General features: G+C 59.4%; 23 protein-coding genes and 1 pseudogene. 6 read left to right on the top strand and 18 right to left on the bottom strand.

Going from position 1 to position 23,287, the window contains the following annotated elements; all coding sequences use genetic code 11:
- Nucleotides 1-5: 5 nt before the first annotated feature.
- Nucleotides 6-974: an ABC transporter substrate-binding protein gene (locus DR88_RS13660; protein WP_004180110.1), complete on the bottom strand. Its 969-nt coding sequence runs from the start codon at nucleotides 972-974 to the stop codon at nucleotides 6-8.
- Nucleotides 971-1,675, bottom strand: a complete 705-nt coding sequence (locus tag DR88_RS13655) for an ABC transporter ATP-binding protein (protein ID WP_004189827.1) — start codon at nucleotides 1,673-1,675, stop codon at nucleotides 971-973. The genes DR88_RS13660 and DR88_RS13655 overlap by 4 nt, the downstream gene beginning before the upstream one ends.
- A gap of 211 nt (nucleotides 1,676-1,886) precedes the next feature.
- Between DR88_RS13655 and DR88_RS13650 the strand changes: the two are divergent.
- Nucleotides 1,887-2,470 (top strand): annotated as a pseudogene (locus DR88_RS13650) (flavin reductase family protein).
- Between the two features lie 54 nt (nucleotides 2,471-2,524).
- On the opposite strand, the gene DR88_RS13645 reads toward DR88_RS13650, so the two are convergent.
- Nucleotides 2,525-3,349 carry a helix-turn-helix domain-containing protein gene (locus DR88_RS13645; RefSeq protein WP_004180112.1) on the bottom strand — a complete coding sequence of 275 codons (825 nt, stop codon included), beginning with the start codon at nucleotides 3,347-3,349 and terminating at the stop codon, nucleotides 2,525-2,527.
- Nucleotides 3,350-3,553: 204 nt separating this feature from the next.
- Here DR88_RS13645 and DR88_RS13640 point away from each other — a divergent pair, with 204 nt between their 5' ends.
- The 3 genes from DR88_RS13640 to DR88_RS13630 are packed head-to-tail and all read left to right on the top strand — an operon-like array spanning nucleotide 3,554 to nucleotide 8,188.
- Nucleotides 3,554-5,122, top strand: a complete 1,569-nt coding sequence (locus tag DR88_RS13640; RefSeq protein WP_004148522.1) for an alpha-L-rhamnosidase-related protein — start codon at nucleotides 3,554-3,556, stop codon at nucleotides 5,120-5,122.
- 23 nt (nucleotides 5,123-5,145) lie between these two features.
- Nucleotides 5,146-6,528, top strand: a complete 1,383-nt coding sequence (locus tag DR88_RS13635; RefSeq protein ID WP_004148523.1) for an MFS transporter — start codon at nucleotides 5,146-5,148, stop codon at nucleotides 6,526-6,528.
- 43 nt (nucleotides 6,529-6,571) lie between these two features.
- Nucleotides 6,572-8,188 carry a carbohydrate porin gene (locus DR88_RS13630; protein ID WP_004148524.1) on the top strand — a complete coding sequence of 539 codons (1,617 nt, stop codon included), beginning with the start codon at nucleotides 6,572-6,574 and terminating at the stop codon, nucleotides 8,186-8,188.
- A gap of 565 nt (nucleotides 8,189-8,753) precedes the next feature.
- Here the strand turns inward: DR88_RS13630 and nadS are convergent.
- The 13 genes from nadS to DR88_RS13560 form a co-directional block, all read right to left on the bottom strand.
- Nucleotides 8,754-9,050 (bottom strand): NadS family protein, encoded by a 297-nt coding sequence (gene nadS / locus DR88_RS13620; protein ID WP_004148529.1) that lies wholly within the window; start codon nucleotides 9,048-9,050, stop codon nucleotides 8,754-8,756.
- 75 nt (nucleotides 9,051-9,125) lie between these two features.
- Nucleotides 9,126-9,443 (bottom strand): type II toxin-antitoxin system RelE/ParE family toxin, encoded by a 318-nt coding sequence (locus tag DR88_RS13615; protein WP_021469727.1) that lies wholly within the window; start codon nucleotides 9,441-9,443, stop codon nucleotides 9,126-9,128.
- Nucleotides 9,444-9,649: 206 nt separating this feature from the next.
- Nucleotides 9,650-9,877 (bottom strand): tautomerase PptA, encoded by a 228-nt coding sequence (pptA, locus tag DR88_RS13610; RefSeq protein WP_002906690.1) that lies wholly within the window; start codon nucleotides 9,875-9,877, stop codon nucleotides 9,650-9,652.
- A gap of 70 nt (nucleotides 9,878-9,947) precedes the next feature.
- On the bottom strand, nucleotides 9,948-10,565 hold the full coding sequence (locus tag DR88_RS13605) for a glutathione S-transferase family protein (RefSeq protein WP_004175955.1): 618 nt from the start codon (nucleotides 10,563-10,565) through the stop codon (nucleotides 9,948-9,950).
- Nucleotides 10,566-10,642: 77 nt separating this feature from the next.
- Nucleotides 10,643-11,494, bottom strand: coding sequence for a transporter substrate-binding domain-containing protein (locus tag DR88_RS13600; RefSeq protein ID WP_014343117.1), 852 nt, complete (start codon nucleotides 11,492-11,494; stop codon nucleotides 10,643-10,645).
- A gap of 38 nt (nucleotides 11,495-11,532) precedes the next feature.
- Nucleotides 11,533-12,312, bottom strand: coding sequence for an amino acid ABC transporter ATP-binding protein (locus tag DR88_RS13595; RefSeq protein ID WP_002906697.1), 780 nt, complete (start codon nucleotides 12,310-12,312; stop codon nucleotides 11,533-11,535).
- The gene (locus DR88_RS13590; RefSeq protein WP_004148534.1) at nucleotides 12,296-13,222 is read right to left on the bottom strand and encodes an amino acid ABC transporter permease; all 927 of its coding nucleotides are present in this window, start codon (nucleotides 13,220-13,222) and stop codon (nucleotides 12,296-12,298) included. The genes DR88_RS13595 and DR88_RS13590 overlap by 17 nt, the downstream gene beginning before the upstream one ends.
- Nucleotides 13,223-13,231: 9 nt before the next feature.
- Entirely contained in the window at nucleotides 13,232-13,741 is a 510-nt protein-coding gene (locus DR88_RS13585) for a GNAT family N-acetyltransferase (protein ID WP_002906702.1), read from the bottom strand.
- Between the two features lie 11 nt (nucleotides 13,742-13,752).
- Nucleotides 13,753-14,685, bottom strand: coding sequence for an ABC transporter substrate-binding protein (locus DR88_RS31855; RefSeq protein WP_002906703.1), 933 nt, complete (start codon nucleotides 14,683-14,685; stop codon nucleotides 13,753-13,755).
- A 17-nt stretch (nucleotides 14,686-14,702) separates the two neighbouring features.
- Nucleotides 14,703-16,016, bottom strand: coding sequence for an LLM class flavin-dependent oxidoreductase (locus DR88_RS31860; RefSeq protein WP_025861902.1), 1,314 nt, complete (start codon nucleotides 16,014-16,016; stop codon nucleotides 14,703-14,705).
- 24 nt (nucleotides 16,017-16,040) lie between these two features.
- Entirely contained in the window at nucleotides 16,041-17,162 is a 1,122-nt protein-coding gene (locus DR88_RS13570) for a M20 peptidase aminoacylase family protein (protein ID WP_004180131.1), read from the bottom strand.
- The gene (locus DR88_RS13565; protein WP_004148538.1) at nucleotides 17,152-18,159 is read right to left on the bottom strand and encodes an MsnO8 family LLM class oxidoreductase; all 1,008 of its coding nucleotides are present in this window, start codon (nucleotides 18,157-18,159) and stop codon (nucleotides 17,152-17,154) included. The genes DR88_RS13570 and DR88_RS13565 overlap by 11 nt, the downstream gene beginning before the upstream one ends.
- A 91-nt stretch (nucleotides 18,160-18,250) precedes the next feature.
- Nucleotides 18,251-18,802 (bottom strand): P-loop NTPase family protein, encoded by a 552-nt coding sequence (locus DR88_RS13560; protein ID WP_004180132.1) that lies wholly within the window; start codon nucleotides 18,800-18,802, stop codon nucleotides 18,251-18,253.
- A gap of 273 nt (nucleotides 18,803-19,075) precedes the next feature.
- Here DR88_RS13560 and DR88_RS13555 point away from each other — a divergent pair, with 273 nt between their 5' ends.
- Nucleotides 19,076-19,963, top strand: a complete 888-nt coding sequence (locus tag DR88_RS13555) for a LysR family transcriptional regulator (RefSeq protein ID WP_025861901.1) — start codon at nucleotides 19,076-19,078, stop codon at nucleotides 19,961-19,963.
- Nucleotides 19,964-20,152: 189 nt separating this feature from the next.
- Entirely contained in the window at nucleotides 20,153-21,607 is a 1,455-nt protein-coding gene (gene ansP, locus DR88_RS13550; RefSeq protein WP_002906778.1) for an L-asparagine permease, read from the top strand.
- 50 nt (nucleotides 21,608-21,657) lie between these two features.
- On the opposite strand, the gene DR88_RS13545 is transcribed toward ansP, so the two are convergent.
- On the bottom strand, nucleotides 21,658-21,879 hold the full coding sequence (locus DR88_RS13545) for a YgdI/YgdR family lipoprotein (protein ID WP_002906779.1): 222 nt from the start codon (nucleotides 21,877-21,879) through the stop codon (nucleotides 21,658-21,660).
- 168 nt (nucleotides 21,880-22,047) lie between these two features.
- Nucleotides 22,048-23,109, bottom strand: coding sequence for a 7-bladed beta-propeller protein YncE (yncE, locus tag DR88_RS13540; protein ID WP_025861900.1), 1,062 nt, complete (start codon nucleotides 23,107-23,109; stop codon nucleotides 22,048-22,050).
- Nucleotides 23,110-23,287: the final 178 nt, after the last annotated feature.

Raw genomic sequence — 23,287 nt, forward strand, 5'->3', positions numbered from 1 at the left:
ATCAATTACTGCGCGTACAGCTGACTGAAGCGGGCGAGCACGGCGCCCCGCTCGCTGCTGCCCTCGCTGGTGGTGGGTAGCACCTTCAGCGCGTCCAGTAGCGGACGTTTAGCCGCCACGTCGCGGCGGGCGGGCATCAGCCAGGCATCGGCAACCCTCGCCTGACCTTCCGGCGACAGCACGTAATCGATAAAGGCTTTGGCCTCGCCGGGATGCTGGCTGGTTTTGAGGATCATCATCGGGCGCGGGGCAATCACCGTTCCGCTGGCCGGGAAGATCACCTTCAGCGACTCGCCCTGCTGAATATTGCCGTAGGAGACATAATCCACCGCGCCAAACACCGCCGCTTTCGCTCCCTGCATCACCGGCGTCACCGCCTGGGCGTTGGGTCCGCTGACTACCATGCCGTTCTTTTTCAGATCGTCAAACAGTTGCCAGGCCTGGTCGCCCATGCTGTTTTGCAGCCCGATCAGCAAATCCAGCGACGCACCGGAGAGCGCCGGGTCGGGGGTTGTCACCTTGTCTTTAAACGCCGGCTGGGTGAGATCCCGCCACTCTTTCGGTTCCGGGGTGCCGCTTTTACTGTTCCAGACAATACCCAGGGCGGAGACGCCCTGGGCGATATAGTCCGCCGATTTCAGGTTCGCCGGTACCTGGTCGGCGTTGGCGCTCGCAAAAGGCAACAACCAGCCCCGCTGGTGCAGATCTTCGGCGGTATCCCACGAGGCGGAGATCAGCACATCCGCCTGCGGGTTGGCCTGCTCGGCCTCCAGTCGGGCCATCACTTTGCCGGTGGTGGCCTGAAAAACGGTCACCTTCACCCCGGTCTGTTGTTCAAAACCGCTGGCCAGGCTTTTCGCCAGCGAGCCGGGTCCGGCGGTGTAAACGGTCAGCGCATGGGCGCTGGAGAGCATCATGGCGGAGAGAGCCATCGCGAGTACCACTCCTTTCTTAACGGTCATAACGGTGTTCATGCAACTTCCCCTGAGGTTGGCGTAACGGCGCGGACAGCGGCCACGCGGCCCGCGGATAAATAAACAATCTGGTCGGCTAACAGCTCGGCTTCACGTCGGTCATGGGTGACATACAGGGCGGTGATGCCGAGCTGTCGCAGCAGGCGGCTCATTTCGCCACACAGCGATTCGCGTAGTTCGCTGTCCAGGTTGGAGAGCGGTTCATCAAACAGCAGCACCCGCGGCGCGGCGACGATCGCCCGCGCCAGCGCCACCCGCTGCTGCTGACCGCCGGAGAGGCCTGAAGGCTTACGTTCGGCAAAGCCATTGAGGCCTACCCGCGCCAGCGCCTCGCTGACCCGGCGCTCGCGTTCGCTGCGGGAGACGCCGCGCATGCGCAGCGGAAAGGCGACGTTCTGCGCCACGCTCATATGCGGCCAGAGGGCATAATCCTGAAAAACCATGCCGATATCGCGCTGCTCCGGGGGCAATCCCCATCCTGCGCGGGCGACCAGCCTGTCGCCAAAGCGGATTTCGCCGCTGGCCGGCACGCTCAGCCCGGCCAGCAGACGCAGCAGCGTGCTTTTGCCGCAGCCGGAAGGGCCCAGTAGCGCCACGATGCGGCCGGGTTCGATATGCAACGTGAAGCGGTCAAGAATGGGGGTCTCTGCGAAGGCGAAAGAGACCTCCTGCAGGGTGATAGGGGTCAGCGTGCGCATCATCGCCCTCCCTTTCGGGACAGCGAGACCAGCCCGGCGGTCGACATCCGACGGGGCACGCTCACCTGAGATAGCATCAGGGGAGCCAACATATTGTGATCCTCTTTGGGACTTAGTGCTGGCGACTATAGTCAGACGAGATGACGTATTGATTACATTTTCATTGCGGCTTAACGTGTTACCTGCCAACCGACCCATTATTCAAGGAACGCCTATGAGCCGCTTTCGCCACGTTGAACTGCAGTACGCCAGCCGCCTGCTCAACCACGGCCCAACCATTTTGATCACCAGCTACGATGCCCCGTCCGACCGGCGCAACGTAATGGCCGCCGCCTGGTCAATGCCGGTGGAATTCGCCCCGCCGCGGGTGGCTATCGTGGTGGATAAAAGCACCTGGACGCGGGAGATCATCGAGCGCAATGGCACCTTCGGCATTGTGGTTCCCGGCGTCGCAGCCGCCAGCTGGACCTACGCCGTCGGCAGCGTCAGCGGCCGCGATGAGGACAAATTCAATGCCTGGGGGATCCCGGTAGTGACCGGCCCGGAGCTGGGGCTGCCGCTGATCGAGGAGAAATGTCTGGCATGGATGGAGTGCCGGTTGCTGCCGGCGACGGCGGCCCAGACCCCCAGTACGACACCCTGTTCGGGGAGGTGGTCTCTGCCGCCGCCGATGAGCGCGCGTTCGTCACCGGACGCTGGCAATTCGACGACGATAAGCTCAATACCCTGCATCATCTTGGCACCGGCAATTTTGTCGCCAGCGGCCGTCATGTGCGGGCAAACTCCCTCGACGAATAAGCGTGACTTGCCGCGGGCGGCCGGTTTTTCCCCTGCCCGGCCTGCGGCCCCCTTTTAACCCGGTGGGCGGCGGCGATCGGCGCTGGGGGTCAGGCCAAACACTTTTTTATACAGGGTGGTAAAGTGGTTGCTGTTGGCGAAGCCGCACAGATAAGCCACTTCGGTAATGGTCATCTCCGTTTCGCGTAATTTGACCCGCGCGGAGACCAGCCGCAGACGTTTCAGATAATTATCCGGGGTTAATCCGGTGGCCTCTTTAATATGGCGAAACGCGGTGCGGGTGGTGAGATGAAATTGCTCCGCCAGCTGCTGCCAGTTATGTTCTTCGAAACAGTGCTCCTGAAGCCAGGTGAGTAATTTATGCAGTTTATAGCGAGTGCTGCTATATTCGGCTTCCGACTCGGCTGTGAGAATGGTGGTCACCAGCTGGAAAAAGAGAGACTCCCGTAGCGGGGTATTATCCGCCGCCCTCAGCGCCGGGGAAAATATCTTTTCCACCAGTTCCCGGCAATAGCTGCGAGTCTCCGGCGCCAGCCAGCCATAGCAGGCGGCGCGCTGCGCGGATAATTGCTGCAGCAATCCCTCCATCTGCTGTAAATAGCCAAAGGCCACCGCCGGATTAATTAAGACATTAATCAGCTTCAGCGTCCCCAGCTCATCATAATAATGCACATCGCCAGGCTGGACGTAAAATACGTCTCCCTGTTGGATATACAGCGGGCGACCATTAATAACGTGTAACCCATGCCCCTCCTCGACGATCACCAGTTCGGCAAATTCATGGCCATGCTCCTGGCTATTATCCTCAGGGTCACTGGCGTACATGCCGAGCTTATCCTGGGGATGGGTGAAATAATACTCAACGGTCAGTGTCATCATTACAGCAAATCCTGAACAACCTATGGCGCAGGGGCACGATAATCTATTCCGGCCCTCGGCACGCGCCCGATGTGCGGATTTGTGATCGCCAGCGCCCCCACCTCATTATTCCTGCCATTTTCACTGACGGTTTGGCATTGCCAGAGTGGTAGCCGCGCCGGACGACGGCCTATGCTGCGCCTAACCTAACGGAGAGGACGCAGTATGTCACAAGCAATTCAATACAATTCCAGCGTGGCGATGATCCGTCATCCGCGCTTTTTACAGCGTGCGGCCGACCTGACGCCCGCGCTGCAACGCCTGCGCCAGACGCCGCAGGCCATCGTCGAGGCCGTCGCTGAACCAGGAGCGCTGAACGGCTGGCGGGGGAATACCGTCTGCACGCCGGAGCAGTTTTATCAGCAACCGCTCAACGTCGGCGACAGCATCATTATTGATTTTGGCAGCCATTTTGTTGGCTACCTGCAGTTCAGCTGCCGCAGCGTCGGCAGCCCGCCCGATGCCCCGGCCCATCTGCACTTCACCTTCGGCGAGACGCTGAGCGAAGTCTGTGAGCCGTTCAGCGAATACCAGGGATGGCTGAGCAGCAGCTGGTTGCAGCAGCAGGATCTGTGGCTTGACGTCCTGCCCGCCCGGGTCGCTCTGCCACGTCGCTATTGCCTGCGCTACCTGAAGGTGGAGGTCAAAGCGCTGTCGCGCAAGTTTCGTCTGCAGTTCGATGAGATCGCTCTGGAAACCGTCACCTCTGCCGGCAGCCCGCACCCGGCGGTCATCGCCGATCCGCAGTTGAAAGCCATTGATGACGTTGCCGTTCGTACCCTGAAAAACTGCATGCAGGAGGTGTTTGAAGATGGGCCGAAACGCGACCGTCGGCTGTGGCTGGGCGACCTGCGCCTGCAGGCGCAGGTGAATGACGTGACCTTCGGCCACCACGATCTGGTCCGCCGCTGCCTGTATCTCTTTGCCGCCCATACCCGGGAAGATGGCATGGTTTCCGCCAATGTCTTTGTTCAGCCAGAGGTACGCGCCGATGACACCTTTCTGTTTGATTACTCATTGTTTTTTGTCGACGTGCTTTATAACTACCTGCAAAGCACCGGCGACACGGAAACCGTCGGTGAGCTGTGGCCCACGGCGCGGCGGCAAATCGAGCTGGCGCTGACCCGCTGCGATTCTCAGGGGCTGGTGCGCGACAGCGATGACTGGTGGGTATTTATCGACTGGCAGGCGGAGCTGAATAAACAGGCGTCGGCGCAGGGGGTGCTCATCTACTGTCTGCAGCGCGCCCTCTGGCTGGCGCAGCGTTTTGAACCGCAGCGGGTACCCGACTACACTGCCACGCTCTGGCAGCTGAAGGAGGCCGCCCTCCACCATCTGTGGGACAACGAGCGGCAGGTGTTTATCAGCGGCGCCGTGCGTCAGGTCTCATGGGCGTCGCAGATCTGGCTGGTGCTGGCGGAAGTTGGCACCGCCGGGCAGCGTCAGGGGCTGATGCGCCGCCTGCAGCAGCAGCCGCCCGCCATTGCCATGAACACCCCGTACCTGCGTCATCATCACATTGTTGCCCTGCTACAGTCCGGCCTGCGCGAGGAGGCGGTGGCGGAGATCAAAGCCTACTGGGGGGCGATGGTCGCCTACGGCGCCGACACCTTCTGGGAAATTTTCGACCCCCAACATCCTGACTTTTCCCCGTATGGCAGTAAGCTTATCAACAGTTACTGCCATGCGTGGAGCTGTACCCCGGCCTGGTTTATTCGCCAGTACGGACTTTAACAACAACGATAAGCGAGTGATTTATGGCAGAAACAACGTTTACCCTGTGGCGGCAGCGCCTTGGCTATGGCATTGCCGATCTCTCCTGCAACCTTGTGTGGCAGATGATCTCTCTGTATCTGATGTTCTTTTACACCGACGTCATGGGTCTCCCGGCCTATTATGTCGGCCTGATGTTCCTGGTCACCCGGCTGGTAGACGGCGTGGCCGACGTGCTGATGGGGCTGGTGATCGACAATACCACCACCCGCTGGGGGCGCTGCCGCCCCTGGCTGCTGATCGGCGCCCTGCCTTTTGGCCTGCTGTGTATTCTGGCCTTTTATGTGCCGGATTTCGGCACCACCGGCAAACTGCTGTACGCCTTTGTCACCTATCTGTGTCTGTCGCTCCTCTACACCCTGGTGAATATTCCGTTCTGCGCCATGCTGCCGTTTTTAACCAGTGATTCCGCAGAACGCACCACGCTGTCGGCGGTGCGCATTTTGCTGGGCTCCCTTGGCGCCACCATCGTCGCCGTGGCTACGCTGCCGCTGGTCGGCATGCTAGGCAAAGGCAACCAGCAGCAGGGATTCCTCTATACCGCGGTGATTTTTGGCGTACTGGCGGCCTTTTTCCTGCTGGTGAGCTTTCGCAACGTCGAAGAAAAGATCACCCTTACCGGGGAGCGCATGACCCTGAAACGCGCCTGGATTAGTCTGCGCGCCAATCGTCCGTGGTGGGTCTTCGCCAGCAATATCTTTCTGATGTGGGGTGCCTTTTACTTTCAGACCGGGGCCCTGGTGTACTTCTTCCATTATTACGTCGGGAATACCGAGCTGACGGCGGTTATCGCCGGGATCTCCACCTTCGTTCCCCTGCTCGGCACCCTCACCGTCCCGCTGCTGGCCCGACGAATGAAAAAACGTCATGTCTATCTGGTGGCCAGCGCGGTCAATCTGCTCGGGATGGGGATTATGATGGTGTCTGGCGCCCACGTTCTGGGACTGATCGTCGGGGCCGTGATCCTCTCCCTCGGCGCCGGCCAACGCACGGCTATCTATTTCTCGATGCAGGCCGACCCGGTGGATTACGGCGTGTGGAAAACCGGGATTAATACCGCAGGGATCCTGACCTCGATAAACGGTTTTCTCGGCAAGGTGGCGATGGCTGGTGCCGGGGCTATCACCGGCGTGCTGCTCTCCTCCAGCGGCTATATCGCCAACCACACGCAGAGCGACAGCGCCCTGTTGGCCATCAAGGCCTGCTATCTATACATTCCGGCGCTATTGATCCTCGCCTCGATGCTGTGGATGGGCCGCTTCTACCGCCTCGACGATCAGTATGAGCAGATTCGTGCCGACCTTGATGCCGGACGCGGCGCCTCGCCAGCCCCGGCCCCGACCGCCGGAGAATCCCCCGCCATGTAAGGCGCCCCCGCTGATTTAACCTCTGGATAAATTAAGGATTTTTATGCGTATCTCTGTGATTAGCGCAGCGGTTTGCTGCGCCCTTTTTCCGCTCATCAGCGTCAGCGCCGCCGGCTTGAGCGTGGAGCAACGGCTGGCGCAGCTGGAAGCGCGCCTCAATCTCGCTGAACAGCAGGCCAGCGAGGCCAGCCGCCGCGCGCAGCGGGCAGAACAGCAAACTGCCGCCGCCGAGCAGCGCGCCGCGGCGGCGGAGCAGCAGGTGCAGGCGCTCAGCCAGCAGACCACGGCTCGCGAACAAAAACAGCAGGCCACTAATCAGCAACTGAGCGAGCAGCTGGCGAAGCGCGCCCCGGACGATGGGTTTACCTTTAACGCCTACGCCCGTTCCGGGATGTTAGTCAACAGCCATGGTAAAGGCGCCCGCGGCGGGCCGGGCGTCTCCCCGGCCAGTTCACTCAACGGCGATGCCCATGTCGGTCGTCTCGGTAACGAAAAAGATAATTACGCTGAGCTGAGCTTTGGCAAAAAGCTCACCTTCAACGATGGTTCATGGGCGCGCTTTAAGACCATGCTCGCCGACGGGGCCACCAACCCGGATCCGTGGGTTCAGGATAACGAGAGCCACCATCTGAACATTCGTCAGCTGTACGTCGAGATGGGTAACTTTGCCGAATTCACCGGTCCGTTAAAACGCGCCTCAATTTGGGCCGGCAAGCGCTTTGATCGGGATAACTTCGATATCCACTTTACCGATAGCGACATCATGTTCCTCGGCGGTACCGGCGGTGGGATCAATGATGTCGACTGGGGAAGCGGCCTGCGCGGCGACTATTCGGTGTATGCACGTAACTTCGGCGACCTTGGCAGCGATAATTACGCGGATAATGACATCCAGAATCTGCTGTTCACCGCCAACCATTTTTACGGCAACTGGCAACTGATGACCACGGTGATGACCGCCCAGGGCAACGATGATCTGAAAGATAATACCTCGACCACCGGGAGCTATGCCCTGCGCAGCGATAACACCGCCAAAAACGGCTACTACGCGATGCTGGCCCTGCACGACAAACAACAGTTCTACGGCCTGGCGCCGGGGGTGTCTGAAAGCGCCCTGCAATACGGCGTCGGGCTGGGCGCCGAAGCGCGTCAGCCGGGGAGCGATGGCGATCTGACCGAGAACGCGGCCTCCCTGCGCTTTGCGTCGTATGGCATCCTGCCGTTGGGGAAAAACTGGCAGCTGGCGCCGTCGGTGATAGCCCAGCATAGCGAAGACCGCTATCGCGACGGCGACCGCTACGACTGGGCGACGTTTAACCTGCGGGTATCACAGGGGATCTCCGCTCACTTCGCCCTGCTGTATGAGGCCTCGTGGCAGTATATGGATCTCAATCCGAACGGGCGCAGCTATCGCTATAATGACAACGTTTATCAGTATCAGGCGGTGCGCGGTGATTTCTACAAGCTGACCTTCGCCCCCACCTTTAAAGTGGGTGATGTGCTGGATATCAAGGCGCGGCCGGAAATCCGCTTCTTTGCCACCTGGATGAACTGGGATAAAGCGCTGGATCGCTACGCGATAAATGACGATTTCGGCAGCAAAGGCTTTACCGCCGGCGGGACATGGAACTTCGGCGTGCAGACGGAGATTTGGTTTTAATCAAACGGCCCGTCCGGCTCAAATGCCAGGACGGGTTGATTTAAATACACGCTGTTACTTTGTCACTATGCCAGTGCTGTATGAAGTAATATAAACTCATAAAATAAAAACCATAACAGGCTAAAAAGATAAAGGTTGTTTTTATAATTCCAACAAGTGACTTTCGTTTTTTCTCAACGATGAGAAGATCGTGAAACCTTTCTTGCTGTTGTTCTGGTGTTAAATTATCAACTATTTTATTTTTATATCATCGTGAATCTTTTTAAACGTTCGCTTTTCACCTGGAAAGCTACCGTGTAGAAGAAACAAAAAAAATAAAGAAAAGCATAACGAATGCTAATATCCGAATACTGGGCTCAGTTACCCCCCAGCATCCAAGGGTAGCAATAAACAACCAGATACCATGAGTGTTTGCTCGCGCTCTAAACCTATCAATATGAGCGCTGTATTTCTTGATTTCTTTCAAAATAGAATCGTTGGTTTCCATACGTAATGCACTCCTTTTTAAAGACCCCGGTTACGAAAGGGGGCAAACTCTGCCATTTTCCTTGCGAAGAATAACCTTTCAAACAACCTTCAACAAGTTGATAATCAATGGATTACCCTGAAGCAATAAAAGCAGTTTTCTGGCTGCACCGGTTGGGTGACGTCGTTTCGTTTCCCAGCTTTTAACCAACTCGTAGCTAACGCCAACGGCCGCTGCAAAGTCCTGCTGTTTTAAACCTGTGGCTTCACGTATCGCTTTCACGTCAATTTCGCTGAAGGTATGAACGTGCTGCTCCATCGGCATTTGTTCACCTTTCTCGATCCTGACCATTTCTTCTGCACTCGCCAGCAGATCGGCAAACAATTCGTCTTTCATATACACCTCAGTTGGCTCTCTGGCGCTATCGACTTTTCCATCATTAATAGCTCAGCCTTACTTTATGTTTATATGCTAGTTTATTAAATCAGCCACTTGTCTCAACATCTTTTTTTGCTCCTGATTTAACTCATCCTGTTCATTTTTAGGATAGATGAGCGCCAGGTAAATTCTTCCCTTTTTCGTTACATTATAGTAAATCACTCGTACACCGCCGCGCTTCCCCATCCCGGGACGACTCCAGCGAATTTTACGAAAACCACCGGTTCCCGAAATTGTGTCCCCAGCCTCGGGATCGTTTATAAGGATTTCCTGAAAGGCCCGAAATTCATCATCCTGCAACAGCACCTGGCGTCGCTTACTGAAACCTTGTAGTTCAATAAAAGTCAACATCTCATTCCCTGATGTCCTGACGACTTACCAAATAACATACATGTACAGGGTACACTAATCAAGGAGTTTATGTACCCGGTACATTTTAAAAAATTCACCCATGACAAAATTCATCAATCAGCACTTCGCCAGAGAAACACCTGCCGGAGGCGGCGCAAAGCCGCTTGCCGTTGGACAAATGCGCAGCATCGCCTCCGGGTGTCGGGTTACATGCTATAACCCGGCTTCTTAATCAACTGCGCCATCTGCGGGGCGATCTCACTGTCCCACACGGCCTGCCACGCGTCCGGCTCAACCTGAGTGAGTGCGACGCTGACGGCGCTCTCTTTGCTGTTCAGATGGCGGATCAGCACCTCAGTGATGTCGGCGGCCAGCGCGGTTTTTTGTTCATCAGTCAGTTCACGGGGAAAACATTTAATATCAACATGCGGCATAGCAAAGACTCCTTGTGATGAGAGCCATAACGCTACCACAGAATGGCCGTTCTGGTTGGCATCGCGTGCGTTAAATCAGCTTGTTACGGCGTAGCGCCGCGGCCAGCTCCGGTCGCTGACAGACCGCCCGGGCGATGGCGGCGAACTTAGGCGCGTGGTCGTCAAACCACGCCTGGCGGGGTCCCCAGCGGTACATCGCCGCGATATAGCAATCCAGCAACGTTACCGACGCGCCCAGCGCCCACGGCCCGGCGGCCAGCTGCTGTTCGAACCAGAGATAGAGATTTTTCCGGTACTGGCGACAATTCTCCACCAGCTGCTCCGCGGCGGCGGGCGCCCAGCGTTCCGGGTAATCGGCATAGGTAAAGGTAGGATAGACATTGGCCACCAGCCAGACCAGCAGGCGCTGAAACTGCGGACGCTGTGGCGTCCCCGGCGCGGGGGCCAGATCGGGACGCTGGTCGAGGATCATCAGCGCGATGGCGGCGGTTTCGGTCATGATGCTCCCGTCGGCCAGCCTCAGGGTGGGCACCTGGCACAGCGGATTAATCTGCCGCAGACGCTCGCGCGCCGGACCGGGCTGGTCAAAGCCCTCCACGTCAACCACCTCGTAGGGAATATCGGCCAGGGAGAGCATCAGTTCGCTAATCGTCGAGCCCCATCCCGGCACGCCATAAACGGTTATCATGGTCTGCCTCCAGGGTAAAGCCTAAGTGTAGGCAGAAATTTGCCGCTCCCCCACTCGGCACACCATGCCACTGGGGGTTAGTAGGTTATCCCCGGCGGGTTGACCACCGACTGCGCCACCGCTTCGCCCTGCTCCCCCCAACGCGCCAGCACCTGCTGATATTCACCGCGGGCAATCGCCCCGTCGAGAGCCGCCTGCAGGGCATAGACCAGACCGTTGCCTTTTTTGGTGGTTGTCGCCACCCACGCTTTTTTCGGCCCCAGGCCCACCACCCGGGTCTGACCGTTAAGCGCCGCTTTATAGGCTGCCACCGACTGCGGGCCGAAAAAGATATCCGCCCGCCCGGACTGGATATAGAGGTTGCCGGAGGCATCATCGGTCAGGTAGACCGGCTGGGCCTGCGGCCGTCCGGCGGCGCGGTTGTCCTCGTTCCAGCCCAGCAGGATCCGCTCCTGATTGGTGCCGGACCCGACGATCACTTTGCGCCCGGCAAGGTCGGCGGGTCCGTTTACCGCGGCGATATCGCTGGTGGATTTCACCGAGAAGGCCAGGGAGTCCACCCGGTAAGTCGCAAAATCGAACTTCTCTTTGCGCTTCTCGGTTACCGCGATATTGATCAGCGCCACATCGTAGCGGCCGGAGGCGATGCCCAGCGGCCAGTCCTCCCACGCGGTGGGCACCAGCCTGAGCTTCAGGCCAAGGCTTCCGGCCAGCAGGCGGGCTATATCCGGGTCGCTACCGATCCGCGTGCGGTTGTCGCTGGCCAGCAGGGCCAGCGGCGGCGAATTGAGCGCCGAGATCGCCACCGTTAGCGTCCCCGGCTCGACGAAGCGATAGCCCGGCGGAATTTTCGCTATCGCCTGCGGGTCGCGGGTGACCGGCAATGGCTGCTCATTGGCGCGCAGATCCAGCGCCGCGTAAGCGCTCATGGCAAAAGCGCTGAGAACAAGGGTCATTAGCGCTCTGTTCATGACGGCAGCACCCTGGATAAAAACTGCCGGGTACGCGGATGCTGCGGATGGTTGAGCACCTCGTCGCTGCTGCCCTGCTCGACGATCCTGCCGTCGACCATAAACACCACCTGGTCGGCCACCTCGCGGGCAAAGCCAATCTCATGGGTGACCACCACCAGGGTGGTGCCCGATCGCGCCAGCTTTTTGATCACATCCAGCACCTCGCCCACCAGCTCCGGATCCAGCGCCGAAGTGGGCTCATCAAACAGGATCACCCGCGGGTTCAGCGCCAGCGCCCGGGCAATGGCGATACGCTGCTGCTGGCCGCCGGAGAGATGCCGCGACCAGGCGTCGGCTTTATTGCGCAGTCCGACGACGTCCAGCAGTTCATAGGCACGGGCAATGGCCTCTTTGCGCGTGACCTGCTGGTGGGCGATCGGCGCCTCTATCAGGTTCTCCAGCACCGTCAGGTGCGGAAACAGGTTAAAGTTCTGGAACACGTAGCCGACGTTGATCCGCTGGCGGAGGATCTCCTTTTCTTTCATCTCATACAGCTTGTCGCCTTTGCGGCGATAACCGATATAGTCGCCATCAATCTGAATAAATCCCTCATCGACCCGTTCGAGGTGATTTATGGTGCGCAGCAGCGTGGACTTGCCCGAACCGGAAGGGCCGAGGATCACCGTCACCGTGCCCGGGGGGATCTCCAGCGACACATCGTCCAGCGCCTTGTGGCGGCCATAGTATTTGCTGACCCCGGTGATAGAGATATGGCCATTATGAGAGCTGGGCATGAACGGCCTCCTGCGGCTGTGGTTGACGTGCGGATTGAGTGGTTCGGCTGCTGCGGGCGCTGTTTACCGCCGAGCGGCGTTCGCTGCGCGCCAGGCCCCGTTCCACCTGATACTGAATGGCGGAGAGGACGCTGGTGATCGCCAGATACCAGGCGGCGCCGACCATCAACAGCGGGATCACCTCCTGGGTACGGTTGTAGATCATCTGGATGGTGTAGAACAGTTCCGGCATCGCCAGGACATACACCATCGCCGTTCCCTTGGCCAGACTGATGATCTCGTTGAAGCCGGATGGCAGGATGGTACGCAGCGCCTGCGGCAGAATAATGCGCAGCGTGCGCCGCCAGGCGGGTAGCCCCAGCGCGGCGGCGGCTTCATACTGCCCGTGGTCAACGCCGAGAAAGCCGCCGCGAATAATCTCCGCGGTATAGGCGCTCTGCACCAGGGTCAGGCCCACCACCGCCGTGGAGAATTGCCCCAGCACGTTAATGGTCTGATAGCTGGCCCAGGTGACGCCGGTAAACGGGATCCCCAGCGACAGGGTGTCGTAGAGATAGGAAAAGTTATAGAGAATGATCAGCACCACAATCAGCGGCAGCGAGCGAAACAGCCAGATATAGCCCCAGGCGAGACTGCTGAGCAGCCACGATGAGGACAAACGGGCCAGCGCCAGCAGGCCGCCGAAGATCACGCTTAGCACCGTGCCGAGCAGGGTCAGGAGCAGGGTTTGACCCAGCCCCTCGAGGATCACCGGGTCGAAGAACCAGCGGGCGAAGACGCCCCACTCCCAGCGCGGGTTAAAGGCCACCGACTGGATCACCACCGCCAGCACCAGCAGGGCGACCAGAGCCCCGACCACTCGCAGCGGATAGCGCGCCGGCACCACTTTGATCGTTTCAGATGAATGCATAATGCCTCCTCAGGCGCTGTGGCTGTAGGCGCTCACCGCCAGCGCTTTAGTGAACCGCAGCCGGCCATCGTACGGCGGCTGACTGTACTCTTCCGGGTCTCTCGTGAGGTCAAACTGCGCCTCATACCCCTGGCTGAGATAGAGCTTTACCGCCTCCGGCTGACGGAAACCGGTGGTCAGGTAGATATGGCTGTACCCGGCCAGCACCGCCCGTCGCTCCAGCTCCTGGACCACCTTCGCCGCCAGCCCCTGCTGGCGCAGACGGCGGTGCGTCCAGATACGTTTGATCTCTGCGGTGTGGCGATCCTTCGGCTTATACGCGCCGGTGGCGATAATTTCGCCCTCACGCTCAAGGACAATAAACAGCCCCTGCGGCGGCACATACCACTCACTTAACTCCACTTCCGCATCGCGGGAAAAATAGTCGCCGTAGCGGGCGGCATATTCGGCAAACAGCCCGCTAATAATCGGCTGCAGCTCCGGAGCCTCCGGAGAAATATCGCGGAATGCTTCGCTCATCGCGCCTCCTGTCAGTCGCCCAGTCCGGGCGGATTGATTTCCGATTGCGGAATGCTTTCCACCCCTTCGCCCCAGCGGTTAAGCACTTTGGCGTAGTCCCCGCTGGCGATAGCCCCGTTCAGCGCCGCCTGGACGGCATTCACCAGCCCGCTGTCTTTTTTCAGCGTTACCGCGATGTGCGCCGCTTTTGGCCAGCCGCCATCGACGCTGCCCACCAGTTTGGTTTTGCCGGTCAGCGCCGCCTTCCACGCGCCAATCACGTTGGGGCCGAAGAAGGCGTCGGCTCGTCCGGTCTGCAGGGCCAGCGTCTGGGCGGCATCATCCTTGGTGTAGACCGGGATAAACGGCTTCAGCCCCTTCTTGACGTTCTCCGCGTTCCACGCCAGCAGGATCGCCTCCTGGTTGGTGCCGGAGCCGACAATAATCTTTAGCCCGGCGATATCTTCCGCTTTGTCAATCTTGCTCAGCGGGCTGGTGCTTTTGACGTAGAAGCCCAGCGAGTCTTTGCGGTAGGTGGCGAAATCGAACTTCTCTTTCCGCTCTTTGGTGACGGTAATATTGCTGATCGCGGCATCATATTTGCCGGAGGTGACCCCCAGCGGCCAGTCTTCCCATGAAGTGGGAACCACGTTTACTTCCAGCCCGAGGCTCTCCGCCACCAGCCGGGCGATATCCGCCTCGCTGCCGAGCAGGGTTTTGTTGTCATCGGCAAAGACCGTCAGCGGCGGAGAGTTCAGGGCCGCCACCGCGACGGTGAATTTCCCCGGCACCGCCAGATGCAGATCTTGCGGCAACAGGGCAATGGCCTGCGGATTTTTCGCTGTGTGAATCGGCGTTTTGTTGGCCTCCAGGCTCACTCCGGTGCCATTGATCTTGACGTCCTGACCCCACGATGAGGCGCTAAATGCCAACGCGACGGCCAGCAAGAGTGTTGTTTTCTGCATAGCGTGATTCGCTTTTATTATTTTTGGAATTGATTAGCGGGTAGCGCCAGACCCAGACTTTCCCGCAGGGTGGTGCCCGGATAGTCGCGACGGAACAGTCCGCGCGCCTGTAACAGCGGAACCACCTCGTCCACAAAGCGCGGGAAGGTTTCCGGCGTGCCGCCCTGAATAATGAAGCCGTCCGCCGCGTGCTGCTCGAACCACAGTTGCAGGCCATCAGCGACATCGCTGGCGGTGCCGGTAAAGCGCGGACGCGGGCTGGCTGCCTCCAGAGCCACCTGGCGCAGGGTTAAGCCCCGCTCGCGGGCGTGACGTTTAATCTCGTCGGTGGTGCTGCGGAAGCTGTTTTGTCCGAGGTCGCCAATATCCGGGAAAGGTTCGTCGAGCGGGTACTGCGAGAAATCGTGGTGTTCGAAATAGCGCCCGAGATAATTCAGCGCATCCTCGATGGAGACCAACGCCGCGGTGGTCTGGTACTGCCGCTCCGCATCCTCGGCGTCATCCCCGACGATGACGCTGACGCCCTGGAAAATATGCAGTTGGTCCGGACTGCGATGATATGCGGCGAGTTGGCTTTTGACATCCCGATAAAATGCCTGCGCCTCGGCCAGCGAGTCCTGATGAGTAAAAATGGCATCGGCGTGGCGCGCGGCTAATTTCTTGCCGTCGTCCGACGCGCCGGCCTGGAAAATAATCGGTCGGCCCTGCGGCGTGCGGGCAATATTCAGCGGCCCGGCGACTTTAAAGAAATCGCCGTGGTGATCGAGCGTATGCAGTTTATTTTTATCAAAGAACTGGCCAGTCTCCTTATTGCGCACAAAGGCATCTTCTTCCCATGAATCCCATAAGCCTTTCACCACCTGCAGGTATTCATCGGCAATGCGATAGCGCAGCGCATGATCCGGATGTTGGGCCCGGGAGAAGTTTTTCGCCGACCCCTCCAGCGGGGAAGTGACCACGTTCCACCCCGCCCGTCCCTGGCTTAAATGGTCAAGGCTGGCGAACTGGCGGGCGGTGGTAAACGGCTCGCTGTACGAAGTCGATAAGGTCCCCACCAGCCCCAGTCGCCGGGTGATCGCGGCCAGCGCGGAAAGTACCGTTAAGGGTTCGAAGCGATTTAAAAAATGGGGAATCGATTTTTCGTTAATATATAAACCGTCGGCGACAAAAATAAAATCCAGCTTCCCCGCTTCTGCTTTTAGCGCCGTCTGGGTGACGAAATCAAAATTAATACTGGCGTCCGCCTGGGCCGCCGGATGACGCCAGGCGGACATATTTCCCGATGCGCCATGCAATATGGTTCCCAGACGCAATTGTCGATTATCAGACATAGCTACCCCTTCCCCTGTCATTCGTTAAATGTGTTGTAACGCTTCTTCCGCGAGACGGGCGAAATAGTGCGCCGCGGGCGCAATCAGCCGTTCATCCGGATTAAATGCCGGATGGTGCAAACCATATTCGCTGGCGCTGCCGATGCTGACGAACGCCCCGGGAATATGCTGAAGATAGACCGCAAAATCTTCGCCGCCGAGATGCAGATCGGCATGGTGGGTGCGGTACCCGGCCTGGGCTGCCACCTCGCTGGCGAAGTCGGCCCAGCGGGCGTCGTTGACCAGCGCCGTCGGGCCGGCGTACCAGAAGACGTCAATCTGCGCGCCAAAGGCGCTGGCGAAACCGGCGGCAATCTCGCTGACCCGGGCCTTGACCCGCTGCTGCACTTCACTGCTGTGGGTGCGCAGCGTCCCCTCCAGCTCGACGCTCTCCGGCAGCACGTTCCAGGTATTGCCTCCCTGGATCCGCGTCACGCTGAGCACCACCGAGTCAAGGGTGTTCACCTCCCGGCTGGCCACGCTCTGCAGCACCGTCACCAGCTGGCTGGCCAGCAGGATCGCATCCCTTCCTTCATGTGGGCGGGCAGCATGCGCCCCCTTCCCGGTCACTTTGAAGACGAAGCGGTCGACGTTGGCGTAGAACGCGCCGCCGCGGGTGGCAAATTCGCCCACCGGCAGGCCGGGCTCATTGTGCATGCCGAAGATCGCCGACACCTCCTCCAGCGCCCCGGCGCGGATCAGGGTTTTCGCCCCGCCAAAATTTTCCTCCGCCGGCTGAAACAGGATCCGCACCCGCCCCGGGAGTTCCGCTTCCCGCTCCTTCAGCAGCAGCGCCGCCCCCAGCATCACGCTGGTGTGAATATCGTGGCCGCAGGCATGCATTACCCCTTGATTCTGCGAGCGGTAAGGCAGACCGGTCGCCTCCTCGATGGGCAACGCGTCGATGTCCGCCCGCAGGGCAATCACCTTGTCGCCGCTGCCGACTTCGGCGACCAGCCCGGTTTTCAGATCGTAGGGCAGCAGGGTCAGCCCGCCACTCTGCAGCCAGTCGCGGATCCGCGCGGTGGTGGCCACCTCCTGCAGTGAGAGCTCCGGGTTCTGGTGCAGCTCGCGCCGCCAGCTAATCAGTTGTTGTTCAAAGGACATTCAGCACCTCCTTGCCGTAGTGAGCCTGCGCCAGCAGGCGCAGGGAGTGCAGGCGCGCTGGCCCGTCGCTAATGGGGGTATCAATGATGAGTTCATCCAACTGTTCTTCCGCCTGCAGCGCGTCAAGCCGGGCTTTAACCTGTTCGGGAGTACCGGAGATCAGCGAAGATTCACGGCGGGCAATGCGCGTCGGTCGGCTGCCGGCCTGGCGGGCAAAAGCGACGGCCTGCGCCTCACTGCCGACGGTCACCCGCTGGCCGTTCTCCAGCTCGACGCCCCACACCTCGACCTGCTGCGCCAGCGCGGCGGCGGTGGCCGGATCGTCAGCAACCACCACCTGGACGGCGGCCATCGCCTCACGCGGGCTGAGCTCGCGCCAGCGGTTGAACACGGCACGGCGCAGCGCGCTGTCGCCATTGAGATGGGCGGCAAAGACAAAGTTCCAGTCAAGGCGGGCGGCCAGTTCAGCACTCTCCAGGCTGGCGCCGAGCAGAAAACCATCTACCCGGCGCGGCGGGATCGGCGTGGCGCGTAGGCTCTCCTCTCCCCCGGGCTCAGTCAGCGACAGCCAGTTATCCAGCTGCGCCAGCTGATCGGCAAAGGTCCCTTTCTCCTCTTGATGCAGGCCCTGCTGCAGGGCGCGGGTGGAGAGCGGCAGGCCGCCAGGCGCCTTGCCGACCCCGAGATCGATGCGGCCCGGCGCGAGGGCGGCCAGCAGGTTAAAGTTTTCCGCGACCTTATAGGGGCTATAGTGCTGGAGCATGACGCCGCCGGACCCAAGACGGATCCGCCGGGTGTGGCCCAGCAGCCAGGCGATAACCAGCTCCGGCGAGGGGCTCGCCAGCTGATCGGTATTGTGGTGTTCAGCGACCCAGAAGCGGTGGTAGCCCCAGGCTTCGGCGTGTTGCGCCAGCGTTAATGTACGCGCCAGCGCCTGCGCGGCGGTTTCCCCGGCGGCAAGCGGAATTTTATCCAGAATACTGATTCGATAAGACATTTCGCAGGCTCATATGAAAGTACGTGCCTGCATTATTAAAATCTCTGCTAACTATTGAGAAACAATTAATTCACATGTGTACTGCTGAAAATTAGATATGCCCGGCTGAACGCTGCGCTTCCAGCTCGCGGAGCAGCGCCTCGGCCTGCCGCGGATTGCGCACCCGGACGAAGCGAATATGACGATATTGCGGATCCTGCATATCGGCCAGATAGCGTCGGCGATGCTGCCGCCAGGTTTTCAGCGTCCAGAGGATGATGGATTCCCGGCTGCAGAACGAACGGCGAAAACTCTCGCAGTTGCCCGTGCCCGGCCACAGCTCCTGATGTCGCCACGCCCGGCTCGCCGCCCGCCATACCGCCTGGCGCAGCGTGCGCCAGAAACCATAATCTACCCAGATCACCAAATCCACCGCACGCCATTTAACGCTGCGGCTGCGATTGTAATTGCCATCCAGCACCCAGCCCGGCGTGGCCGTCGCGGCGGCAATGGCGGCGAAAAATGCCTCATCCGGCGCGCCCTGCCAGTTCGGCCGCCAGTACAGGCGATCGAGCTCGATCCAGGGTAATTCCAGCCGGTGCGCCAGGCGCCGGGCCAAAGTGGATTTGCCTGAGCCGCTGGTGCCGACCACGTTGATATTCATCTCTGTTTCTCCCCGGTTACCAGACTCTGCCTGGCGATACTCTTGAATCATCTTTCGGGCTGCCGTCCCCCCGGTCATGCCGCGCCAGCGAATGTCGGTTCACCTGGCGCTGGCGTTTTTTGGGCCTACTACAATACCTGCCCTGCACAGAGGAATAAATCATCCGCCATAACCATTCTGCTCCACTGCGTCCGGCCATCAGGCTGGCACAATCCTCAGGCCGGGCATACACTCTGCGTACCTGTGAGCAGTATTCATCAATCCGGAAAGATTATGCTAAAAGAGAACGTAAACGATCTGCTCTCCTTTATGGTGGTGGCGCGTGAACGCAGCTTTACCCGCGCGGCGGCCCAGCTTGGCGTGTCGCAGTCGGCGCTCAGCCATGCCATGCGCCATCTCGAAACGCGGCTCGATGTCCGGCTGTTGACCCGCACCACCCGCAGCGTGGTGCCGACCGAAGCGGGCGAGCGACTGATTCAGCGCCTCGGTCCGCATCTGGAAGAGATCGAGCAGGCCCTGGCTGCATTGCGCGACACCCGAGAACGCCCGGCGGGCAACCTGCGCATTACCGCCGGGGAGCATGCCGCCAGCGCGGTACTCTGGCCGGCGCTAAAGCCATTTATGCTGCAATATCCTGATATTAACATCGAAATCACTGTTGATAATGGGCTCACGGATATCGTGGGTGACCGCTTCGACGCCGGGGTGCGTCTCGGCGAACAGGTGGCAAAAGACATGATTGCCGTGCGCATCGCCCCGGATATGCGGATGGCGGTGGTGGGTTCGCCGGCCTATCTGCAGCGGGCCGGTACGCCGCAAACGCCCTGGGATCTTGCCCAACATCGCTGCATCAATCTGCGCCTGCCGACACGAGGGGGACTTTACGCCTGGGAATTTGCCCGCGATGGCCGGGAGATTCAGGTGCGGGTGGAGGGACAGCTGATCCTCAACAGCCTGCCGCAGCGCATCGACGCGGCGGAGGCGGGCCTCGGGCTGGCCTACGTTCCGGATGACTGCGTGGCGGAGGCCTTAGCCAGCGGCCGGCTGGTGCGGGTGCTGGCGGAGTGGACCCCCGCCTTCCCCGGCTACCATCTCTATTACCCCAGCCGGCGCCAGCATACCAGCACTTTCACGCTGTTACTGGAAACTCTGCGACGCTGATCTCATTGATAAATCTGTCAAATGCTCTCGGTAAATGTTTTAGGTGCGTAACTATTAGGTTACGTGTAGGATTCAGCGCCATGTCTGAGCTTATCTCCTACGTCAGAATGATGAGAAAGCCAGCATAATGTGCCAGCCGTCCTCCATTCCGGCTGCAAACATGGGCATTGACAGGAAACTGATACATCAATGAATACGAAACACGAAAATGCAGCGGAGCATCATGCTGCAAAACGCCACTGGCTTAACTCACATGAAGCGGGTTATCACAAAGCGATGGGCAACCGTCAGGTACAGATGATCGCCATCGGCGGCGCCATCGGTACCGGTTTGTTCCTCGGCGCCGGGGCACGTTTACAAATGGCAGGGCCAGCGCTCGCCCTGGTCTATCTGGTCTGCGGCATCTTCTCCTTCTTTATTCTTCGCGCCCTCGGCGAACTGGTCCTCCACCGCCCCTCGAGCGGCAGCTTCGTCTCTTATGCAAGGGAGTTCCTCGGTGAAAAAGCCGCTTACGTGGCCGGCTGGATGTACTTCGTTAACTGGGCGATGACCGGGATTGTCGATATCACCGCCGTGGCGCTGTATATGCACTACTGGGGCGCGTTTGGCGATGTGCCGCAGTGGGTCTTCGCCCTCGGCGCGCTGGCTATCGTCGGCACCATGAATATGATCGGCGTGAAGTGGTTCGCCGAAATGGAGTTCTGGTTCGCGCTGGTTAAGGTGCTGGCGATCGTCGCCTTTCTCGTGGTCGGCACCATTTTCCTCGGCTCCGGTAAGCCGCTGGACGGCAATGCCACCGGCTTCCATCTGATCACCGATAACGGCGGCTTCTTCCCGCACGGCCTCCTGCCGGCGCTGGTGCTGGTGCAGGGGGTGGTCTTCGCCTTCGCCTCCATCGAGCTGGTGGGGACCGCGGCCGGAGAGTGTAAGGATCCGGAGACAATGGTGCCGAAGGCCATCAACAGCGTGATCTGGCGTATCGGTCTGTTCTATGTCGGTTCGGTGGTGTTGCTGGTGCTGCTTCTGCCGTGGAACGCCTACCAGGCCGGACAGAGCCCGTTCGTTACCTTCTTCTCAAAGCTGGGCGTGCCATATATCGGCAGCGTGATGAACATCGTGGTGTTAACCGCGGCCCTCTCCAGCCTTAACTCGGGTCTCTACAGTACCGGGCGTATTCTGCGCTCGATGTCGATGGGAGGCTCCGCGCCGAAGTTTATGTCGAAGATGAGCCGTCACCACGTCCCTTACGCCGGGATCCTGGCGACGCTGGGGGTATATGTAGTCGGGGTTTTCCTCAACTATCTGGTGCCATCTCAGGTATTTGAGATCGTACTCAACGTCGCCTCGCTGGGGATCATTGCCTCCTGGGGCTTTATCGTGGTGTGTCAGATGCGTCTGCGCAAAGCGATCAAGGAAGGGAAAGCGGCAAAGGTCAGCTTCAGAATGCCGGGGGCGCCGTTCACCTCCTGGCTGACGCTGCTGTTCCTGTTCAGCGTGCTGGTGCTGATGGCCTTCGATTATCCGAACGGTACCTACACCATAGGATCAATTCCGCTGCTGGCGGTATTGCTGGTGGCTGGCTGGTTTGGTGTGCGTAAACGCGTGCATGAGATTCACAGCACGGCGCCGACGCTGAGGAAGTAACTGGCAGGACTCCCGGTTTGTCCATAGCGGGCAAACCGGGAGGTCAGAACTTAATTATCTTCAACCAGCTGCGACACATCGCTGCTGTTAATTTCCCGCTTATTACCTGACTCATCGATATAGCTGGTCATCCCCGTTTCTTTATCCAGCTGCGGCTTGCCGTGGGTAACGATAGTTTGACCGCTCTTCGTGGTCATAACGTAGTTTGACGAACAACCTGCCAGCAGCGCCAGCATCGCGCCGGCGCAAATCACCATGAATGGCTTTTTCATTTTATCTCCACTGATTACCACTGCCCGCACGTGGCGGGAAAGAGTTAAGTGTATAACCATCTGGTTTGTCAGGCCAATAGGCGTTTGTAACAGAGGGGGAGTCGCCAGGCCTGGCCCGGCGGCATGCGGAGCGCGACCACCGTTTTCCGGTTTCGTCGCGCTGAGGTCTTACAGGGCGATGCGGATCACATCGTCCGGCGCGGTGGCTTCTTTCTCACGGCTGGAAGCCTGTTTCACGCTAACGTACAGCGTTTTTCCGTCCTCGGAGAGCGCCAGGCTGTTGGGGTGAGTCGGCGTTTTAAAGGTCTTCACTACCTTGTAGCTCTTACCGTCGATAACGCTGACTTCCCCGGCCTTACGATGCGTCACATAGGCTTCGTTGCGCGCCGGGTTAAACAGCACCGCCAGCGACTCCGGCGCGGCGATTTTCTCCAGCACCTTGCCGTCGCGGGTATCGACCACCAGCACTTCCGGCTGCTTGCTGTCGGTAATAAAGGCACGATGGCCGGCGGTATCGAGACTCAGGTTAAGATAGAAATGCGCTTTGCCGTCATCCTGCAATTTTTTGCGCGACGCAATCGTGTTGCTCTCGCTGTCGATGGTCAGCAGTTCGCCATCGGCGTTGGTGGTATACAGACGCTTAGCCTGCGGATCGATCGCCAGACCCGTCGCCATTGCCCCGGTGCCGGTAATGGTCGTTTTCAGCTTCAGGGTTGCGCCATCTACCACCCAAATCACGCTCTCTTTGCCCAGACCGGTAATGTAGACCGTGTTGGTCTGCTCATTGACCGCCAGCTCGCGCGGCTGCAGCGGACGCACGGTTTCGCTGCGCTGACGCTCGTCCAGCACCAGGCGCCCCTTCACGGCGCCGGTTTTGGCGTCAATAGCGGTGACAGTGCTGTCGACGGTATTGCCAAACCACAGCGTGCCGGTGGCATGGTTGATAGTGGCGCCGAACGGCTTCAGATCGTTGTGAATAATCTGCGTCACGTCGAGGGTGGCGGGGTCAAGACGGTAAACCACCCCGCCTTTGTCCAGCGAACGACTCTGTGATGTGGCGACCCACAGCGCATTCTCCTGCTGGCTGTAGGCCATTTCGTAGGCCCCTTTTCCGACGGCCTTGCGCAGCATCTCTTCCGCGGCGTGGGCGCTAAAGCTGCCTGCCAGCAGCAGAGAAGTGACGAGCAGTGAATGGCGCAGACGCGGCGCGGCAAAATGACGTAATGACATGACGACTCCCTTTGATAAACCAGTATGTGCTGACACGACATCGCTTCCGGCGGTAAAGTCCTGGCTTTACCCTTATTTTTGAATGCGAATAGTAATCATTATTTATATCAAAGTGGAGCGTTAATTGTTGTTGTGCGGTAAATTCATGCCTGGCGAGCACTATCCGTTAACCAGTAGC

Source organism: Klebsiella pneumoniae (genome assembly GCF_000742135.1).
In the GTDB taxonomy this organism is placed as follows: Bacteria; Pseudomonadota; Gammaproteobacteria; order Enterobacterales; family Enterobacteriaceae; genus Klebsiella; species Klebsiella pneumoniae.

Bases quoted from the DNA above. Each gene is read 5' to 3' on its own strand.
- DR88_RS13660 (WP_004180110.1), bottom strand. From the start codon at position 974: ATGAACACCGTTATGACCGTTAAGAAAGGAGTGGTACTCGCGATGGCT.
- DR88_RS13655 (WP_004189827.1), bottom strand. From the start codon at position 1,675: ATGATGCGCACGCTGACCCCTATCACCCTGCAGGAGGTCTCTTTCGCC.
- DR88_RS13645 (WP_004180112.1), bottom strand. From the start codon at position 3,349: ATGATGACACTGACCGTTGAGTATTATTTCACCCATCCCCAGGATAAG.
- DR88_RS13640 (WP_004148522.1), top strand. From the start codon at position 3,554: ATGTCACAAGCAATTCAATACAATTCCAGCGTGGCGATGATCCGTCAT.
- DR88_RS13635 (WP_004148523.1), top strand. From the start codon at position 5,146: ATGGCAGAAACAACGTTTACCCTGTGGCGGCAGCGCCTTGGCTATGGC.
- DR88_RS13630 (WP_004148524.1), top strand. From the start codon at position 6,572: ATGCGTATCTCTGTGATTAGCGCAGCGGTTTGCTGCGCCCTTTTTCCG.
- nadS (WP_004148529.1), bottom strand. From the start codon at position 9,050: ATGAAAGACGAATTGTTTGCCGATCTGCTGGCGAGTGCAGAAGAAATG.
- DR88_RS13615 (WP_021469727.1), bottom strand. From the start codon at position 9,443: ATGTTGACTTTTATTGAACTACAAGGTTTCAGTAAGCGACGCCAGGTG.
- pptA (WP_002906690.1), bottom strand. From the start codon at position 9,877: ATGCCGCATGTTGATATTAAATGTTTTCCCCGTGAACTGACTGATGAA.
- DR88_RS13605 (WP_004175955.1), bottom strand. From the start codon at position 10,565: ATGATAACCGTTTATGGCGTGCCGGGATGGGGCTCGACGATTAGCGAA.
- DR88_RS13600 (WP_014343117.1), bottom strand. From the start codon at position 11,494: ATGAGCGCTTACGCGGCGCTGGATCTGCGCGCCAATGAGCAGCCATTG.
- DR88_RS13595 (WP_002906697.1), bottom strand. From the start codon at position 12,312: ATGCCCAGCTCTCATAATGGCCATATCTCTATCACCGGGGTCAGCAAA.
- DR88_RS13590 (WP_004148534.1), bottom strand. From the start codon at position 13,222: ATGCATTCATCTGAAACGATCAAAGTGGTGCCGGCGCGCTATCCGCTG.
- DR88_RS13585 (WP_002906702.1), bottom strand. From the start codon at position 13,741: ATGAGCGAAGCATTCCGCGATATTTCTCCGGAGGCTCCGGAGCTGCAG.
- DR88_RS31855 (WP_002906703.1), bottom strand. From the start codon at position 14,685: ATGCAGAAAACAACACTCTTGCTGGCCGTCGCGTTGGCATTTAGCGCC.
- DR88_RS31860 (WP_025861902.1), bottom strand. From the start codon at position 16,016: ATGTCTGATAATCGACAATTGCGTCTGGGAACCATATTGCATGGCGCA.
- DR88_RS13570 (WP_004180131.1), bottom strand. From the start codon at position 17,162: ATGTCCTTTGAACAACAACTGATTAGCTGGCGGCGCGAGCTGCACCAG.
- DR88_RS13565 (WP_004148538.1), bottom strand. From the start codon at position 18,159: ATGTCTTATCGAATCAGTATTCTGGATAAAATTCCGCTTGCCGCCGGG.
- DR88_RS13560 (WP_004180132.1), bottom strand. From the start codon at position 18,802: ATGAATATCAACGTGGTCGGCACCAGCGGCTCAGGCAAATCCACTTTG.
- DR88_RS13555 (WP_025861901.1), top strand. From the start codon at position 19,076: ATGCTAAAAGAGAACGTAAACGATCTGCTCTCCTTTATGGTGGTGGCG.
- ansP (WP_002906778.1), top strand. From the start codon at position 20,153: ATGAATACGAAACACGAAAATGCAGCGGAGCATCATGCTGCAAAACGC.
- DR88_RS13545 (WP_002906779.1), bottom strand. From the start codon at position 21,879: ATGAAAAAGCCATTCATGGTGATTTGCGCCGGCGCGATGCTGGCGCTG.
- yncE (WP_025861900.1), bottom strand. From the start codon at position 23,109: ATGTCATTACGTCATTTTGCCGCGCCGCGTCTGCGCCATTCACTGCTC.